This is a genomic window from Nocardiopsis xinjiangensis YIM 90004 (assembly GCF_000341145.1).
Classification (GTDB): Bacteria; Actinomycetota; Actinomycetes; order Streptosporangiales; family Streptosporangiaceae; genus Nocardiopsis; species Nocardiopsis xinjiangensis.
In genome coordinates this window covers 36151-53618 of sequence record NZ_ANBE01000017.1, presented here as the reverse complement: position 1 = coordinate 53618, position 17468 = coordinate 36151, and the positions used below count along the sequence as shown (strand labels likewise).

14 protein-coding genes and 1 pseudogene are annotated in these 17468 nt (G+C 68.1%); 4 read left to right on the top strand and 11 right to left on the bottom strand.

Annotation, left to right across the window (positions count from 1 at the left end):
* Positions 1–6: 6 nt before the first annotated feature.
* The 7 genes from D473_RS0110025 to D473_RS0109995 all read right to left on the bottom strand — a co-directional run bounded on the left by D473_RS0110025 (position 7) and on the right by D473_RS0109995 (position 7883).
* Positions 7–1395 (bottom strand): tripartite tricarboxylate transporter permease, encoded by a 1389-nt coding sequence (locus D473_RS0110025; RefSeq protein WP_017608939.1) that lies wholly within the window; start codon positions 1393–1395, stop codon positions 7–9.
* Positions 1392–1856 (bottom strand): hypothetical protein, encoded by a 465-nt coding sequence (locus tag D473_RS0110020; protein WP_017608938.1) that lies wholly within the window; start codon positions 1854–1856, stop codon positions 1392–1394. The genes D473_RS0110025 and D473_RS0110020 overlap by 4 nt, the downstream gene beginning before the upstream one ends.
* Positions 1853–3124 (bottom strand): hydroxymethylglutaryl-CoA reductase, degradative, encoded by a 1272-nt coding sequence (locus D473_RS0110015; RefSeq protein ID WP_017608937.1) that lies wholly within the window; start codon positions 3122–3124, stop codon positions 1853–1855. Before D473_RS0110015 ends, D473_RS0110020 begins: the two co-directional genes overlap by 4 nt.
* A gap of 120 nt (positions 3125–3244) precedes the next feature.
* Positions 3245–5131: a helix-turn-helix domain-containing protein gene (locus tag D473_RS0110010; RefSeq protein ID WP_026126803.1), complete on the bottom strand. Its 1887-nt coding sequence runs from the start codon at positions 5129–5131 to the stop codon at positions 3245–3247.
* A 225-nt stretch (positions 5132–5356) separates the two neighbouring features.
* Complete coding sequence (locus tag D473_RS0110005; RefSeq protein ID WP_017608935.1) at positions 5357–6187, bottom strand: alpha/beta fold hydrolase; 831 nt, start codon at positions 6185–6187, stop codon at positions 5357–5359.
* Between the two features lie 124 nt (positions 6188–6311).
* A complete protein-coding gene (locus D473_RS0110000) occupies positions 6312–7088 on the bottom strand; it encodes a MerR family transcriptional regulator (protein ID WP_017608934.1) in 777 nt (258 codons plus the stop codon).
* A gap of 3 nt (positions 7089–7091) precedes the next feature.
* Entirely contained in the window at positions 7092–7883 is a 792-nt protein-coding gene (locus D473_RS0109995) for an alpha/beta fold hydrolase (RefSeq protein WP_026126802.1), read from the bottom strand.
* A gap of 801 nt (positions 7884–8684) precedes the next feature.
* On the opposite strand from D473_RS0109995, the gene D473_RS0109990 reads away from it, so the two are divergent.
* Both D473_RS0109990 and D473_RS0109985 read left to right on the top strand, forming a co-directional pair.
* Positions 8685–9512, top strand: coding sequence for a sigma-70 family RNA polymerase sigma factor (locus D473_RS0109990; protein ID WP_017608932.1), 828 nt, complete (start codon positions 8685–8687; stop codon positions 9510–9512).
* A 341-nt stretch (positions 9513–9853) separates the two neighbouring features.
* Entirely contained in the window at positions 9854–10555 is a 702-nt protein-coding gene (locus tag D473_RS0109985) for a GAF and ANTAR domain-containing protein (protein ID WP_017608931.1), read from the top strand.
* 260 nt (positions 10556–10815) lie between these two features.
* On the opposite strand, the gene D473_RS24560 is transcribed toward D473_RS0109985, so the two are convergent.
* Complete coding sequence (locus tag D473_RS24560) at positions 10816–11466, bottom strand: DNA polymerase ligase N-terminal domain-containing protein (protein WP_017608930.1); 651 nt, start codon at positions 11464–11466, stop codon at positions 10816–10818.
* 270 nt (positions 11467–11736) lie between these two features.
* Between D473_RS24560 and D473_RS0109975 the strand changes: the two genes are divergently transcribed.
* The gene (locus D473_RS0109975) at positions 11737–13128 is read left to right on the top strand and encodes an NAD-dependent succinate-semialdehyde dehydrogenase (RefSeq protein ID WP_017608929.1); all 1392 of its coding nucleotides are present in this window, start codon (positions 11737–11739) and stop codon (positions 13126–13128) included.
* 378 nt (positions 13129–13506) lie between these two features.
* Positions 13507–14636: pseudogene (locus D473_RS25635) on the top strand (RNA-guided endonuclease InsQ/TnpB family protein).
* A 112-nt stretch (positions 14637–14748) separates the two neighbouring features.
* On the opposite strand, the gene D473_RS0109965 reads toward D473_RS25635, so the two are convergent.
* The 3 genes from D473_RS0109965 to D473_RS0109955 form a co-directional block, all read right to left on the bottom strand.
* Positions 14749–15828, bottom strand: a complete 1080-nt coding sequence (locus D473_RS0109965) for an RNA ligase (ATP) (protein ID WP_017608927.1) — start codon at positions 15826–15828, stop codon at positions 14749–14751.
* A gap of 407 nt (positions 15829–16235) precedes the next feature.
* Positions 16236–16814: a TetR/AcrR family transcriptional regulator gene (locus tag D473_RS0109960; RefSeq protein ID WP_026126801.1), complete on the bottom strand. Its 579-nt coding sequence runs from the start codon at positions 16812–16814 to the stop codon at positions 16236–16238.
* Between the two features lie 186 nt (positions 16815–17000).
* A complete protein-coding gene (locus D473_RS0109955) occupies positions 17001–17381 on the bottom strand; it encodes a VOC family protein (RefSeq protein WP_017608925.1) in 381 nt (126 codons plus the stop codon).
* Between the last annotated feature and the right edge of the window lie 87 nt (positions 17382–17468).

Below are 17468 nucleotides of genomic sequence, written 5' to 3'. Positions count from 1 at the left end.
TGCCGCTCAGCCGAGCGCGGCCAGCAAGGCCGGGACGGTCAGCAGCGCCACGTAGAAGCCCATGAACTGGACCCCCGTGTGCATGCCGAACATCTTGTTCATCAGACCACCGACCAGGCCGACGGTGACCGTGACACCCACGGCGAGCAGGCCTCCCTCGTACATGCAGATCACCATGATCAGACCGGCGAAGGCCCCGATGATCGCCTCGTGGGAGATCCGGCGCATCACGAACGCGGCGGCCCGGTGGGCGTGGGTCATCGCGAACGGATAGACGATCACGACCGCCAGGACCACGCCCAGGAGTCCGTAGAAGAGGAACTCGCTCCCGGACAACAGGTCGTGCAGATTGTTGGTCTGGCCCGTCTCGTTGTCCATGGTGTGGACGGGAGGCGCGTTGAACAGGGGCGCCGCCGGGCCGGCCGCCATCGGGGACAGGGGCAGCCCCAGAGCGATGAGCGGGATGAGTGTCTCGGCGATGTAGGTGGACTCGGTGGTGCCGTTGCGCACCGACATCACCGTGGTGAGACGGTGGTACACGTTCTTGATGCGCGAGCCCACGAGCTCACCCATGAGCACGGTCATCGCCACCGGGGAGAACACGAACGTGGCGCTGGAGGCGGAGGCCGCCGCACCCGTGTACCCGAGTTGCCGCCGGTCGAGGATCTTCAACGGACTGGGCAGGCGCCCCTTCCATGTCCGGTTGTCCGGAGCCAGGTCGAAGGAGCGGGGCCGGTCGCGGCGCAGGGTTTGTCGACCGCCGGGTGACAGCGACAGGAACAGGTCCGCGATGAGCGGTCCGACGGCGATCCCCAGGAAGAAGCTGATGGTCAGCGACGTGCCCGTGGTCTCGGTGACGAAGCTCTGCAGGCCCACGACCATCAGGACGAAGGGGAGCAGCCCGAGCACCGCGGCCAGTTTGCCGTTGGAGGTGTAGGCGATGAGCAGTGCCGCCGCCAGGAAGATCCACGGTGCGGCCGAGCCGATGGCTTCGGTGAAGGGGCTGAGCAGCCACGCGAAGAGCACGGACAGGGGGACGGAGATGAAGGCGGCGAGGACGCCCCCGGAGAGCGCCTTGCGCAGGGCGATGTGCGGTACCCCCAGGTCACGCAGCATCTGCGCATCCCGGAGCATCGGTACGGCCAGGGTGTCGCCCGGGATCCCCAACAGGGTCGTGGGGATGGCGTGTGTCATGTGTTTGGCGACGATCGCGCCCATGAAGAATGTGAACACGGCTGCGGGCGGCACACCCAGGAGCACGACCAGCAGGGTCAGCGGCGCCACGGTGGCCGTTTCGTCGGTGTAGGAGGCCAGCCCGATGAAGGCGAAGACCACCGCGCCGACGATGCCCATACCGACGGCCCAGGCGATGTCGTTGATCAGGTCCGGGCTCATGGCCGCTCCTCCTCGGTGGTGGACCGGCGTTCGTGCTGCTCCCGCAGATCGTCGTACAGGCCCAGGGTGCGCAGCTCCTGCTGGACCACGGGCGGGAGTTCTTCCGGATCACCGAGAGGGCCGAGCTCGGCCTCGATGTCCTCCATCGCCTTGCGGCGGCCCTCTCCCCCGGCCTCGAGCTCGCTCACGACACGTTTGGGTCGGAACAGCAACGCACTGACGAAGCCGCTGAGCAGGCATCCGACCAGGCCCACCAGGAGTGCGTACGTGGAAGCGACCTCGGGGTCGTCGCCGACACGCTGCAGCAGCACCTCCGAACCGAGGTAGAGCGGTACCGAGATCCCGAGCCCGATCAGGACGGCCCAGAGGGTGTGCCGGGGGTCGACCGTGTCTCCCCAGATCTCCAGGTAGGGGGATTCTCGTGCCTCGGTGACCGATCCGGGTTCCTTCTGCGCACTCATTCCTGTCCCCGCATCCGTGCCAGGACCGCTTCGGCGTGGTCGGTACCGAAGGAGCGGTCGGCCACGAGGGCGGCCACCAGGGCTGCGACCTCGTGGGTTTCGGCCCCCGCGGCGACAGCGATGTTGCGTGCGTGCAGTGACATGTGGCCGCGTTGAATGCCCTCGGTGGCGAGGGCGCGTACTGCCGCGATGTTCTGGGCGAGCCCCACGGCGGCGATCAGTTCGCCCAGTTCTCGGGCGGTGGAGACCCCGGTCAGCGCCAGTGCGGCGCGGGCGGCCGGGTGGGTGCGTGTGGCCCCGCCGACCAGGCCCACCGGGGTGGGTAGTTCCAGGGTCGCCACGATGGTGCCGTCGGCCGCCGGTTCGACGGTGGACAGTGACGTGTAACGGCCGGAGGCGTCGACCGCGTGGGAGTGCGCACCGGCCTCCACGGCACGGGTGTCGTTTCCGGTCGCCAGGACCAGGGCCGAGACGCCGTTCATGATGCCCTTGTTGTGCGTGGCGGCACGGTAGGGGTCTGCGGCGGCCAGACGCCAGCCGTGGACGATGTCGCGCGCGACCTCCTCTCCCCCGAGCGCCTCGGTGTCCAGGACCGCGCGCGCACGGCTGAGGCGCCGGTCGGCCCGGTTGGTGAGGATACGCAGCAGGGGGCGGCCCTGGGCGAGTTCGGCGACGCGCGGGGCGACGGCCTCGGCCATGGTGTTGACGGCGTTGGCTCCCATGGCGTCGCGGACGTCGACGGCCAGGTGGGCCACGACGTAAGTGTGTGCGCCGGCCGGGACGGTGCGTACGGTCAGGTCGACCATGCCGCCGCCGAGACGGGTGAGAGTGGGGTCCTGGCTCTGGGCCAGGGCGATGATCTCCTCCTTCGCTTCCAACACCCGGAGGCGGGCCGCTTCGGGGTCGGCGACGTCGACCACCTGGACCTGTGCCTGCATCACCGGATCGGTGCTGGTGGTGGTGAAGCCGCCGCGTGCACGCACGATACGGGCGGCGTTGGAGGCGGCGGCGACCACGGACGGTTCCTCGGTCGCCATCGGCACCAGGACGTCCTGCCCGTTCACCGTGAAGTTGGTGGCCACGCCCAGGGGGACGCCGAGAACCCCGATGGCGTTCTCGACCATTCCGTCGGCCGTGCCGGTGTCCAGGCCTCCGGTCTCCAGGACGTCGAGCATGTGGGGATCGATGCCGCACTCGCGCGTGATCGCCTCACGTCGGGCGTCGACGTCGAGGTCGCGGAATCCGGAGAGCCTGCTGTTGCGGGCCAAGGTGGGATACCTCCTGTGAGAAGGCACCAGGTTCTGTGTGGTGCATCACTGTGGACTGCGGCTATGCAAGCAGTCGAGGCCACCTCGGCGACATGTCCAGTTCAGCCACATGACGGGACGTCAAAGTGGCCGTTTCGTGCGGATGCGGTGCAGTCGTGCGGCCACACCGAGCCGGAAGAGGTTCTCGGGTGAGCGCCAGTTCGGCCCCAGCATCGCGGTCAGGCGTTCCAGCCGCTGTTTGACCGTGTTGGGGTGCACGAACAGGGCCCGTGCGGTGCGCGTGACGCCGGCACCGTGATCGACGTAGGCGATGAGTGTGTCGGTGAGCTCGGTGCCGTGTTTGCTGTCCCAGTCGATGACCGGTCCGAGCAACCGTACGGCGAACCGTCGTGCTCGGCGCCCGTCGGTTCCGAACATGGTGAGGTAGGGCTCGTACTCCTCGGTGAGGAAGACGCCGGCCTCGTCCGTCAGTTGGGGGAGCAGTTCCGCGCAGTCCCAGGTCTCGCGCGCCACTTCGGGAAGGAAGGCGGGCCCCTGTGCCAGTCCGGCCACCGCGATCACGGGTGCGCGTTCGGTCTGTCGGGCCCTGGCGCGGACCTGTTCGGCCAGTTCGTAGGGGTTCTCCACGGGGGCGAGTACGGCCACGCCCTGTTCTTGGGCCGCGGCCAACCATCCCCGGCCGCCGGACAGGGCACGGAGCAGACCGTGGCGGCGCTCGTCCGGTACGGGAAGGGCCACGACGGTCCAGGGCCGGTCGAGTTCGATGTCCCTGGCCCGGGCACGCCGTTCGAGTGATTCGGTCTCGCCGCTGCCGGAGAGCAGATCGAGGGCCAGTTCTCCGCGCACCCGCTCCTCGGCGTCGGTCAGCGCCTCCTGACGCATGGTCAGCAGGGCCAGGATCTGGGCGGAACGTTCGATGGTGAGTTGTTCCAGCTCGGTGAGGGGCGCGTCCGCTTCGCCCACCAGGACCAACCCGAGGTAGGCCGAGCCGGTCACCACCGCTGCCACGGCCGCCAAGCCGTGACCGTCCACGTGGGCGCAGCGCCCTGAGACGCGGCTGCGTTCGGCGGCCTGCGCGGCGTCGGGGATCAGGCGTCCCGACCTCCACCAGGCCTCGCCGCCCTCCGGGACCGAGGCGAGGTGGGAGAGGTCACGGTCGGCGACGGAAACGGGCCGTCCCAACGCACCGGAGAGGGTTGCGGCCACCTCGCGTGGGCTGTGGCCGGAGAGTACGAGGGTCGTCAGCTGTTCGTGGACCTGGGCGGCGGTGGCTGTCTCGTCGGCGTGTTTCTCGGCGCGTTCGGCTGCCTCCGTGGCTTCCGAGAACAGCCGCGCAGTACGCAGGATGAGTGCGGCCTGGTCGGCGAAGGCCGACAACAGGGCGATCTCGTCCCTGCCGAAGGACCGGGCCGAGCGGTCGGCTGCGAAGAGGACCCCGAGAATCTCCCCGTCGGCGGAGACCGGCACCCCCAGGAGTGAGCGCAGGTGCTCATCGGTGATGGCCCGGTCGATCTCCGGGTCGTGGGCGAAGTCGGCGGTCTCCCAGTAGTCGGCGACCCACTGCGGGGCCAGCGTGTGGACGACCCGGCTGGCGATGCCCACCCCGGCGGGAACGCGTAGTCCCGGGAAGAGCGGAGAGACGGTGCCCCGGCTGGCCCGTACGAACAATTCATCGGTGCGGCTGTCGTAGAGGGACATGTAGGTCACCTCGGCGCCGACGAGGTCGTGTGCGCGGCCCACGAGACGGTTGAGGACCGCTTGTACATCGTGGATCTGCACCAGGTCGTGGGTACTGGTGATCAGCGCGAGCAGCTCACGCTCGCGTCGGCGGAGCCGCCCGACGAGGGCGGAGGTCCGCTGGAACTGGGCTGTCAGTTCCTCTCCTGTTGTGCCGAGGAGCTCACGTGCCTCCTCCGGCCCCGGCTGCTCGCCCGTCTCCAGACGGCGCAGCAGGTCGATGACGGCACGTTGCGCCGCTTCGTCCAACCGCACAGTGCTGTCTTCCATCCGCCCAGTCTGGCAGGAGGGGTGATCGAGCGCCTGACCAGGTGCCCGGCGCCGCCGTCTCCTCCTCGACCGATAGCACGCGTCGCACATCGGTTCCCGAACGCGTACCGGCCGGGCCGGCACGTCTCCAGAGATGGGAGGTTGCGACGAGTACCGGAGCTCTGGGCCCTACGGGCGTTCCCCGGTCCGAGGGAATGCCGGTGGGAGCGACCGCGAGCCCCGGCCTCAGGTGCCGATGGATTTCAGGAAGGCGAGCAGGGAGGTGGCGACCTGTTCGGGATGCTGGTCGTGCGGGTAGTGCCCGGAGCCTTCGATCATCTCCAACCGCCCCAGCCCCTCGGGCAGGGCGTCGACGACGGCCTGGCCTTCGGCGCGCGGGTCGACCCAGTCGGGGTCGAGGGTGCCCATGAGCACCAGGACCGGGCAGCGTACACCGCCCAGCCGGGCTCCGGCGTCGGTGGGGGCGGTCATGCCCATACCCTTGAGCGCCTTCATCCGGCCCGGCTCGCGCAGCAGGGCGTCGACACGGTCGAGCCGCTCGGCCCAGTGGTCGGGTTTGGTGCCGGGATAGGCCGCGTCCAGGTAGGAGCGCCACAGCCGAACACTGCCCAGGCCGACCGCGCCGAGCAGGCGCAGCATGCCCTTCCGCACGCGCCGGTCGCGCAGCTGGGCCGGCCCGAAGGACTGCTCACGGGTGAAGGGGGCCAGCTCGACGACGGCGGTGAACAGGTCGGGTTCCTGTGCGGCGGCGATGGTGGCGGCTCCTCCGGAGATGGAGTGGCCGACCAGGACGGCGGGCCCGCCCAGGTGCCGGACCACGGCGCGCAGGTCGCCCGCGATGGCGGTGCGGCTCCAGTCCGGCCACGCGGTGCTGGATTCACCGCAGCCGCGCAGGTCGACCGAAGCGACCCGGTATCCGGCCTCCAGCAGGTGTGGGAGGAGCGGACGGTAGGCGGCGCGGCTGTCGCCCATGCCGTGGGCGAGGACGATCAATGGACCGGTTCCCTCGGCCTCGTAGGCGATCGTGCCGGCGTCGACGGTCAGGTGCTCGGTCATGGTGTCCTCCGGTCGCCAGAAGAGCGTGGAACCAAAAGTTAATACCATTAGCCTTTTCGGTCAACAGAGTCCGCCCCTCCCGGACGCGCCGTACCTGTTCGGCCGGGATCGCGCTCTCGACCTCTCAGCGGTAGGGGATGTCGAAGCCGGCAGCGCGCAACTCCGCCTCGATGAGGGCGGTCAACCGAGCCATGCTCGGCATCTGCTCCGCCCGGTGGTGGTTGATCAGTCCGTAACGGGTGATGGCCTCGTGTGTGGAGAAGACGTCGGCCTGCGCCTCCATCAGCGCGCGGTTGGTCAGGAGGTTGTCGGCCAGAGCGGATGCGATTTCTTCGAGTCGCGGGTCCTCCGGGTCCCAGGACAGCGCGTCCCAGGCCCGTTTCTGCAATTCGACGTACTCGGGGTCCTCGAGCCTGTGCTCGAGCTGGGTCACGAAGCCGTCGAAGAACTCCGGATCCAGCGCCCGGGCCAGGACCAGACCCTCGCGTTGTGTGGCCACGAAGTCGGGACGGAAACCGAGCTCGGTGAGCCGGTCCAGAACGGCGCAGGCGCGTTGGGGAAGGAGGGACCGGTCGCCGTCGGCCAACCGTTGCAATGTGTCGCGGCGGGCGATGAGCGCATCGATCCGGTCGCTGAGCTGACGATCGATGTCGGCCAAGGCGTCGGTGAACCGTTCGGGGTCGGCGTCGAGCAGACCATCGATCTCGGCGAGCGGCACGCCGGCCTCGGCCAGGGTGCGGACCTGGACCAGCCGCAGCAGATCGGCCGAGGTGTACCGGCGATAGCCGGAGCTGTCGCGCTGTGGTTCGCCGAGAAGGCCGAGGCGGTGGTAGTGCCGCACGGTCTTGATCGTGACGCCGGTGAACGCGGCTGCTTGTCCGATCGTGAGCCCGCCTGCCATCGCTCAGCCCGCCTGCCGCTCGCCGGCGGCCGCGGTCTCACGGACGGCCTGGGCGACCGTCCGGAAGTCCTTGCGCAGAATCGCGCCGTGGTTGCTTGCGACCTTCGCGCTGATCTGCAGGTTCGGGTTTCGGGCGAGTACCGGTTCGAGGGCGGCGCGCGCCCCTTCTTGCTCTCCGTCGTTGCTCCCGAAGCTCGCACCCGTTGCGAGAACGTAGCGCACCGGGCAGGTCACGCGCTCCAGTACCGGTCCGCACGTGGCGGCGAGCTCGTTGAGCTCGATGTTGACCTCGGCGTGCTGGTCCGCGGACATCCGCGCGGCCAGGCCGAACGGGGCCACCAACGGCAGCAGCAGCCGGTTGCGGCGGAACAGCTTCCGGATCCGCTCGCGGCCCTCCTCGCCGGTCAGCCCGTACGGCAAGGCACCGTCCACGTTCAGCACCCCCGATACACGGTCGGGACGGCGCTCCGCCCAGTGCATCGCGATGAAGGCCCCGTAGGACCAGCCCACGAGGACCGGCTTGTCGATTCCTCGCGCTTCCAGTACCGCGTCGACGTCTCGTAGACACGCCTCGAAAGAGTAGTCCGAGGACCGCTTCGACATGCCGCGGGCACGCTCGTCGAAGGTGATGTGCCGGTAGCCGCCGCCGAGTTCGGTGATCGTGTTCTTCCAGTGGCGCCGGCCGGCGTAGGAGCCGTTGAGGTAGACGACCGGTGTGCCGGTGCCGCCCGTGTCGGTAGCCGCGAGGGCCGTGTCGTCGACGGGAACCATGCCCGTCCAAGGTGAATTCGCCATACGATCACCCTCCACCTTGACCTCGGGTCAAGGACAACCTTTCGAGGCAGCCTCTCGGGGACAAGGCCTCGCAGAGCCCGCTGACGGTGTCCTCCAGAGCGCTACCGTCCTCTCGGGGCCGGGAGAAGGCCGAGCACGGGAAGGTGCAGACGGTGCACTTCACGGGCTCGGTCGGGGCGCCCGCACGATCGGTGGCAAGGACCCGGTCGTGGTCGACGCCGACAGCGGCCCGAAGGCCACCGCCGAGACCGTGGCCTTCGGCGCATTCGTCGACCCCGGCCGGTCCCGTACGTCGATGGAGCGCATCTACGTCCACCGGGGCACAAGCCTCCTACGACGCCGCCACCCGAGGGGGCGGATTTTTGGGCCCACTTCTTCGTCCGGACGGTTGATCGCGGCCGTTGGGCGTGAAGCCCATTTCTTCCTAGGCGAGGACATCGCACCCCGGGTGACTTACAGAGAGTTTATCCACGGTGATGACCGGATCGCCCACAGGGGGATCCTCACAGGCACCGATGATTCGCACGACCCCAGAAGAGCGGACCGGACACCTCGGGTGCGACCACGACACTCGGAGTCGACAGCGCCGTCCGCAAACTCAATGGAAAACCATTTCTGTACAACTATACATCTTGCATGTAATTCCATTGGAAAGAATTGATTGACGGACAAAGCGGTATGCGAGTAGCGTGCGGACAGGTCCGATAGCGCGGCCTTTGTACGGGGCTCGGTCAGGACGTTCGCCCTGGCCACCCATGCCCCTCTCGTCAGTCTCCCGCAGGGAGACGGGTTGGGAGCGCTATGCAGCACACGCAGACAACTCCACGGACCCAGGGCCGGAACCCGATCCCCCAGCCACGGAGGTCCGTCGAGCGTCGGGAGGCGGAGAGCCTGCTGGCGTCCCTGTCCGAAGTCAACAGTGACAGCAGTGCCGCATACGAACTGCGAACGCGCATCGAGCAGGTCGTCCGGCCCATCGTGGCCAAGGAAGCCGCGCGGTTCCGCAACCGCGGGGTCGACGCCGAGGAACTGTTCCAGGTGGCCCGCCTGGGACTGATGAAGGCGATCAGGGGTTACGACCCCGCACGCGGCGTGCGTTTCGTCTCCTACCTCCTGCCGGTCGTGTCGGGCGAGATCAAGCGCCACTTCCGCGACCACGAGTGGTCGGTGAACGTGCCCCGCCACTGGCGCGAGAAGCGTTCCGAGCTGAACAAATTCGTCATGGAGTTCACCCAGACCCACGCCAGGGAACCGCGCCGGAGCGAGATCGCCGAGCACTTCGGCCTGAGCGATGCACAAACCGCGGAGTTCCTCAACGCGGCCTCCTCCTACTCGGCGATCTCCCTGGAGACCCCGTGGGGCACGGCGGAGGAAGGCACTGCCGGGACCCTCGCCGGCACCATCAGTCAGCTCGACACGGACCTGGAGTCCGTCGTCGACCGGCAGACGCTGAGAGCGGCGATCGACCGACTTCCGCAGAGAGAGCGCCGCGCCGTCGCCCTGAGTTTTTTCAGCGAGCTGCCACAGACAGTCATCGCCGAACATCTGGGGTGCTCCCAGATGCAGGTCTCCCGCATCCTTTCCTCGGCGGTGAGCCGACTGCGCGAGGAGTTCTTCGTCCAAGAATAATGACCGAACGTGTCTGATCGGGGCCCTCGCGCCAGGGATGCGTGCGGCCCCGTTTCTCGAACGGTGCCCGGGGCCCCTCCGAAGCGCGGAGGGGCCCCGGGTGTAGCAGGAGGCCCCATAGGGGACCAACCAGGCAGGGAGCACCATGTCACCCATTTGACTTCAACTGGCACTACAAGGTTCATTTGCCCTAGGGGCCTCTATGTAGAGTGGTCACCATTTTCGGAAGAGCCAACGGGAGCTTCCACGTGACCGGAAGAGCGGATCGGTAGTTTACCCGGACATCCGGCCAAACATACATTTATAAGGCATGAGGCACGTTCCAGCAGGAGGATGAGATCATGATCGCCGGTGACACTGGTGCGAGACTCTTCGCAGACTGGTCCCGAAGCCTTCATACCGAAAAGACCGAACAAGAACTGCTGGAACGCATCATTCTGGACGCCACAAAAATGGTTCCGGGCGCCGAGATGGCCGGGGTGTCCGTGACCGAACGACGTAAGATCCGCAACGCGGCGTGGACCTCGGACCTGGTCTGCCGGATGGACACGTTGCAGTCGGACGGGCAGGAGGGGCCTTCCCTGGAAGCCACCACCATGGACGGCGACGCCGTCAGGGCGGACGACCTCAGTCGTGAGCCGCGTTGGCCCTCCTTCTCCACGCGAGCCGCGAAACTGGGGGTCCTCTCCGTGCTGTCGCTCCCCCTCCACACCGATGAAGAGCAGCTGGGTTCGCTCAGCCTCTACGCGTGTGGGCCGGCGGCGTTCGATCTCGACTCCGAGAGCACAGCCGCTCCCCTGGCCGCCCATGCGGCCCTGGCCCTGTCCTCCCGCAGGGTCGAGGCCAACCTCAGAGAAGCCCTCGAATCCCGGGATGTGATCGGCCAAGGGGTCGGCATCCTCGTGGAGCGGCACAAGATCGCACCGGACGCGGCGTTCGAGATGCTCGTCTCCGTCTCCCAGCACAACAACGTCAAGCTCAGGTTCGTCGCCGCTCACCTGGCCGACACCGGTGAGCTGTCGTGGTCGACGCCACAGAAATGACGTGGAGCCCGGAGAGCTGACTGTCCAACCCTCCGGACCCGGTGTCCGCACCGGCCCGGGGCCGCAGCGGACACCAGGCAGGTGACCATCCCCCGTCCGAGCCGCGCAAGCCCGAACAGATATCAGCTTGATTACCGGGGGCGGTTCCGGGAACACGAGCTCGATGCCCCTTCCCACATCGGCGTCCCCGTTCGGACCCGACCTGTTTCCCCGCGAGGACCTCTTCCTGGCTTGGAAGGAGGCGCGCGGGGCCTGGGGCCTCACGAGGTCCCGTCCCCCTCCACGGAGCGCCCGCGCAAGGTGCGCCCGTCCTGTTCGGCGATCTCGCCCGGTTCGCGCCCGCCGGCCACGGATTCCGTCTGTGTGGAGACCGGGTCGCGTCGCGCGTCGGCCTGCTCGTCCTTCTCCTTCATCAGTAACCAGGCCCCGTCACCGTCGGCGCGGATCCGGGTCAGGGCGTATCCGCCGGAGAGTTTCTCTCCGCTCAGGCGCACCGACACGTGCCCCTTCTCCAGCCCTTCCGCCATGCTCAGCTCACGGCCGTCCTTCCGGGTGGTGTTGGCGTAGCGGCCCCGGTCCCAGATCTGAACCGTTCCTCCCCCGTACTCACCGCCGGGGATGGTGCCTTCGAAACCGGCGTAGTCGAGGGGATGGTCCTCCGTCGGCATGGCCAGACGCTTGTCCCGCGGGTCCGTCGACACACCCTTGGGAACCGCCCACGACCTCAACACCCCGTCGACCTCGAGACGGAGGTCGTAGTGGTCCGCCGTGGCCACATGGTGCTGGACGACGAACACGGGCCCTTGGCTCTCCTTGCTCCGGTGGCTGCGGCCACGCGGCTCCTCCGTACGTTCGAGATCCCGTCGCCGGTGGTAGTCGGAAAGCTGGTCGCCCTCGCTCTTGTCCGCCATGGCCTCTCCGTTCCCGCGAGTCCTGGGCTCCACAGAACCTCACCGGCCCCGCTACCCGGCGGCCTCGTGCACGTACCTGATCAGGCGGAGCAAAAGCCCGGGGGTCGGGCCAAATCTTGTCCAGCACGCGAAAGATCTGTGACGTGAACGCAGTGACGGTTTTGTCCGCCCCTCCGAGTGAGCAGGGTCCCCCGTGAGGCGCGGCTCGTGCCGGCACACCCCTTCCAGATCCCTGTCCCCCGGACAGAGAGCGCGAAGAGAGGAACCACCATGGCCTACGCGACCACGAACCCGTACACGAACGAGACGCTGGCGACGTTCCCCGAGATCGGGGACGAGGAGTTGGAGCGCGCCCTCGCAACAGCTCAGGACACCTTCGAGGGGTGGCGCACCAAGAGCTTCGACCAGCGCAAGGAAGTGGTGAAGCGCGCCGCGGAGATCCTTCGGGAACGAGCGGAGGACTTCGCCAGGCTCCCCACTCTGGAAATGGGCAAGTTGTCCGGGGAGAGCAAGGAGGAGGTCGAGCTGGCCGCCTCCATCCTGGACTACTACGCGGACAACGCGGAGGAGTTCCTCGCCCCGGAAAGGGTGGACACCGAGTTCCCGGACTCCGGTGAGTCGGTCGTCGTCAGCGACCCCATCGGGATCCTGTTCGGGGTGCAACCGTGGAATTTCCCCTACTACCAGTTGGCGCGGATCGCGGGCCCCAACCTCATGGCCGGGAACGTCGTGATGGTCAAGCACGCGGAGATCGTTCCGCAGTCGGCCGCGGCCTTCGAGCAGCTCCTGCACGAGGCGGGCGCACCGGAGGGTGCCTACACCAACGTCTACGCGAGCAAGGAGCAGGTCGCCCGAGCGATCAAGGATCCACGCGTCAAGGGGGTCGCACTCACCGGGAGCGAGGGCGCGGGCTCCAGCGTCGCGTCCAACGCGGGTGAGGAACTGAAGAAGAGCACCCTGGAACTCGGTGGGAGCGACGCTCTGATCGTGCTCGCCGACGCCGACCTCGACATGACCGTCGAGCGGGCGCTGTGGGGCCGGCTCAACAACGCCGGGCAGAGTTGCGTGGCCTCCAAGCGCATCATCGTCGTCGACGAGGTCGCGGACGAGTTCCTCCGTCGGTTCCACGACGGTATCGTCCGACTGAAGCCGGGTGACCCGTTCGACCCCGAGACGACCCTGCCGCCCCTGTCCTCACAGGGTGCCGCCGACAGTCTCGACGCACTCGTCGACGAGGCCGTCGAGAACGGCGCGTCGGTGACCACACCGGGTGATCCGGTGCCCGAGGAAGGCGCCTTCGTCCAACCGAGGATCCTCACCGGGATCACCAAGGACAACCCGGTCCACGACAAGGAGTTCTTCGGCCCCGTCGCCCTCTTCTACCGCGCTCGGGACGAGGAGGACGCGGTACGGATCGCCAACGACTCCAGTTTCGGGCTGGGCGGCTCGGTCTTCACCGAGGACACCGACCACGGCATGGACGTGGCCCGCCGTATCGACACCGGGATGGTCTTCGTGAACCACCCGACCTGGACCAGGCCGGACCTGCCGTTCGGTGGGACCAAGAGGTCCGGTTACGGCCATGAGCTCTCCGCCGCCGGTATCCAGGAGTTCGTCAACAAGAAACTCATCAAGGTGATGCCGACGGGCTCCTCCGCCTGATCGGGGCGGCCGCTTCCCGGACACAGGGCATGTACCGGAACGCTCCGGTACATGCCCTTCGCCGTGTCGGCCGGTCTACTCGTCTTGTTCGAGAGTGCTCCGGTCTTCAGGCCGGAGGTGAATCGGATCTGGCCACCACGCCCTTTCGTGCCAGGAGGGGTGTTCCTGGTCCTGGCACGAAGGAGCGCAGCACACCCGTCCGGTGGGCCTTTCCCCGCGATCGGTAGGGTTTGGAACCCCACACCGCGCCCGGCCAGGAGCAGGAGCTGAGGCAGGCCCGTGCGGGTGGAGCAGGCCGGGACAGCCGGCCACCGTCCGGCCCGGGCTTTTTCCTGGTTTTCCTGCGCCCGCACCGATCCTGGTCGTACGGTTGTTCGCATGCAGCTTCGGTTCGCCTACCGCCTCTACCCGGACCCGGGTCAGCGCGTCGCGCTGGCTCATTTGTTCGGGTGTGTGCGGGTGGTTTACAACGACGCGCTGGAACGCACCAGGCCGGTCAAGGCCGCCAACAAGCTGCTCGGTTCTGCGAAGCACCGGATCGCCGAGGGCCCCTACCAACGGGTGCCCAAGAGCGCCGAGTTGTCCAAGGCGTTGATCACCAGGGCGAAGAAGACCCCCGAGCGGGCCTGGCTCTCACAGGTGTCGGCGGTCCCGCTCCAACAGGTGCTGCGGGATGTGGACCGGGCCTGGAAGGCCCACGAGGATTCCAAGACCGGCAAACGCAAGGGGCCCAAGGTCGGTGTGCCCCGCTTCAAGTCGCGCCGCGACCGTACTCAGTCGGCCCGGTTCACCAACAACGCCGGCTGGAAGATCACCAACGCCGGCAAACTCTCCCTGCCCGGGGCCGGGCAGGTGAAGGTGGCGTGGTCACGCAACCTTCCCTCGCCCCCGAGCTCGGTGACCGTCCTCAAGGACGCCGCCGACCGGTACTTCGCCTCCTTCGTGGTCCGAACCACCGACGAGCCACTCCCGGAAACCACGCCCGAGGTCGGCATCGATCTGGGGTTGTCCCACTTCGCGGTGCTCTCCACCGGGGAGAAGGTCGCCAACCCCCGGTTCCTGCGCCGGGCCGGCAAAAAACTGCGCAAGGCCCAGCGCGCCCTGTCCCGCACNCCCGCAAGGACTTCCACCACCAGCTCTCCACACGCATCACGCGCGAGAACCAAACCGTGAGTGTGGAGGACCTGTCGGTGAAGGCCCTGGGCCGCACGAAACTGGCCAAGAGCGTGCACGACGCGGGCTGGTCGCAGTTCGTGAACATGCTCGAGTACAAAGCGGCCCGCGGCGGACGCACCTTCACCAAGGTGGACCGGTTCCTAGCCTCCTCACAAACCTGCTCGCAATGTTGGGCCGTGGACGGGCCCAAACCCTTGCACGTGCGCACCTGGACCTGTCCGGTGTGCAAGACCCTCCACGATCGGGACGTGAACGCGGCCCGTATCGTCCTGGCGGCCGGACGGGCCGACAGGCAAAACGCCTGCGGAGGGGCCGTGAGACCAGCCGCCTGAGCGGTTGGCAGGACCCGGTGAAACAGGAACCGGCCCGCGCCGCGAGGCGCGTAGCGCCACCCGCCCCTCAAGGGCGGGGTGGAATCCCCGTCGATTCACGACAGGGAGGACGTCAATCGTATTCGGTGCCGCCCTGACGGGTGAGGTAGGCATCGGAGATGAACTTGGTGATCGCACGCCCGCCGAGGACACGGGAGAAGCGCTCGCGTGCGGGCCGGACCACGACACCCTCGCGCAGGTGCAGACCGCCGCCGCTCCAGGTCTCCTTCCCCTGCGCGGCCGCGAGGAGCTCGGCCTCGTCGTAGGGGCCCTCGTACACCTGCGGGGCCGCGGGCAGTCCCATCTCTTCCAGGAGGGCGGGCAGGTCCGCGGCGTCGATCCAGGTACGGGTGCCGTCGGCGTCCAGACGGATGTCGAAGACCGTGTAACCGGGACGGTCGCTGCGGCCGGTCTCGCCGTAGGCCAGGTCCTGCACCCCCGAGCCGAAGACCTCGCCGAACACACCCACCCGGTCCGCGCCGAACCGCTCGGCCACCTTGCGGGCGGCTTCGGGGACGCCGTAGGCCGTCACCGCTTTCCAGTACAGGTTGTCGTCGGAGAAGGCGAGCGCCAGGTTCTTCGCGCCCTGGCCCTTGGAGGACACGAAACCCTCACCGGACTCGGTGACGAACGTGAACAGGCACGCGGTGCCGTGGATCTTCTCCGTGGCCACGACCGGCTCGCCCGGGGTGAAGGTGTCGGGGTAGCGCTTGGCGTTCTCGATCTCGATCCACCGCAGCAGGTCGGGGGCCGCCAGGAGCTCACCGCTCATGTGGAGCGGGACCTCCGGGACCCACTTCGTGACGCCCAGTTCGCCGGAGAAGTCGGTGCCGGCCTCGTGCTCGGCCTCCAGGTCGCGGTCGGCCAGCTGGGAGGGGCTGCACACGATGCCCTGGGAGATCTCGCCCCGCAGCCGGATGGCCTTGACCCGGTTGCGTTTGGAGCCCGCGAGCTTGCCGGTCAGGCCGATCTCGTCGATGAGGTCCTCGGGCAGGAGCGCGCTCTCGGGGATGTAGACGGCCCAGTCACCGGTGCGGTAGGCGCCCTTGGCGACCACGGCGTGGAAGAGTCCGACCTGTGCCAGCTCGAGCGCGTCGGCGTCGGGGTGCGGGTGGATCGTGAGCTGCTCGGCGGTGACCCGCAGGGTGGACATCTGGTTCCTCTCGTGCGTGGGCGGCGCGCTCTCGGAACGCGTTGCGACGGCCCGGTTCACTATGGTCCCGGTCCCCCGGGGCGGCAACGCGTTTTCCGGGCCACGGCCCCGACCGGTCTGGTTCCCTCTTGCCCCGGCCGCTCTTGCACGCGGCGGTGGACACAGCTCACCCCTCGTGTCGGACCCCTGGTGGCCGGGGTCTGCCTCGGGAACTCCTGCACCAGGGACTTCACTCATGTGCGCAGGGCAGAACGGACGTGAAACGGGACCACCGCACAGCCCGGAGGGTGCTGCCGGGACCGGCCCGGTCCGGCGGCACCGTTCGGCCCGGAGGCCGGTGCGGAAGGGCTGTTCTCCCATCGGCGTGCCCGTGTACCGGGGGCAGGGGGCGCGTACCGGCGTACGGATCAACGGAAGGCTAGGCGCTCACACAGAGCGACGCTCCGCCGGACGGCCTCCTGATCGAGACCGAGGAGCACGGTGAGCCACAGACCGTTCTGGATGATGTCGATGTCGGTGGCACGTACGGCCGACTCGTCCTCGGTGAGTTCCGGTCGAGCAGAATGGATGAGCGATGCGAGCGCCGTGCGATAGCGCTTCTGGGCCGCCGCGTTGATCTCCTCGTACTCCGGATGGGCTTTCGCGAGCGCCCAGAGTTGGAGCCGCAGGGACAGGTATTCCGTGGTGAGGAATTCGGTGTCGGCGACACGGTGCAGAGCGGCTCGGAGGTTGTCCTCCGGGCTACTGTCCGGGTCCGGCTCGACCATGGTCACGTCGTGTTCTTCGATACGGCGCAGTGCTGCGCCCACGAGGGTGACCTTGTCGGCGTAGTAGTAGTTGACCAGCCCCAGGGCGACACCGGCTTCCCGGGCCACCGCACGCATGCTGACACCCGAGATCCCGTGCTGTGACAACAGGGAGATGACAGCGTCGAGAATCCATTCTTCCCTGTCGATCTTCTTCTGATCCACAACCCTGTCGCCCACCCGATCGAGGCTAACAGGGCCCGGTGGAGCGGTGACCCGCTGAGCCGTCGCGGACTGCAACCGAAGCGAGGACCGATGCCCCCACCGCAGCGGTGCGCGGTAGGGACGTGCGCACGTCGGCGCGGGGGTTCGGACGGGGCCGCGGCCTCCTACGGGGATGCGCCGCAGACCCGGGGGCGGTGAGTGTCAGAGCGGGTCGAGACGTGCTTTGAGCAGGCAGAACTCATTACCTTCGGGGTCGGCCAGGACGTGCCACTGCTCTTGTCCGGTCTGGCCGATCTCGGCCGGGCGCGCCCCGAGTTCCAGAAGGCGTTCGAGTTCGGCGTCCTGATCGCGGTCGGTGGCGTTGACGTCGATGTGCAGCCGGGGTTTGCCCTGTTCCGGTTCGTCCCTGCGGCTGAGAATGATCGTCGGTTGCGCACCGCCGAACCCCTCACGCGGCCCGATCTCCACCGAACCGTCGTCCATGCGATCGAGCACGACGAAATCCAGGACGTCGCACCAGAACCGCTCCAGTACCGCGGGATCGTGGCAACCGAGTACGAGCTCACCGATACGACATGCCATGGGCGGAACCCGCTCTCGTCTCGGGGCCCGCGAAGACCGTGCGGCCCTGCGGGGAAACAACACCGGGAGCATAGCGAACGGGGCGAG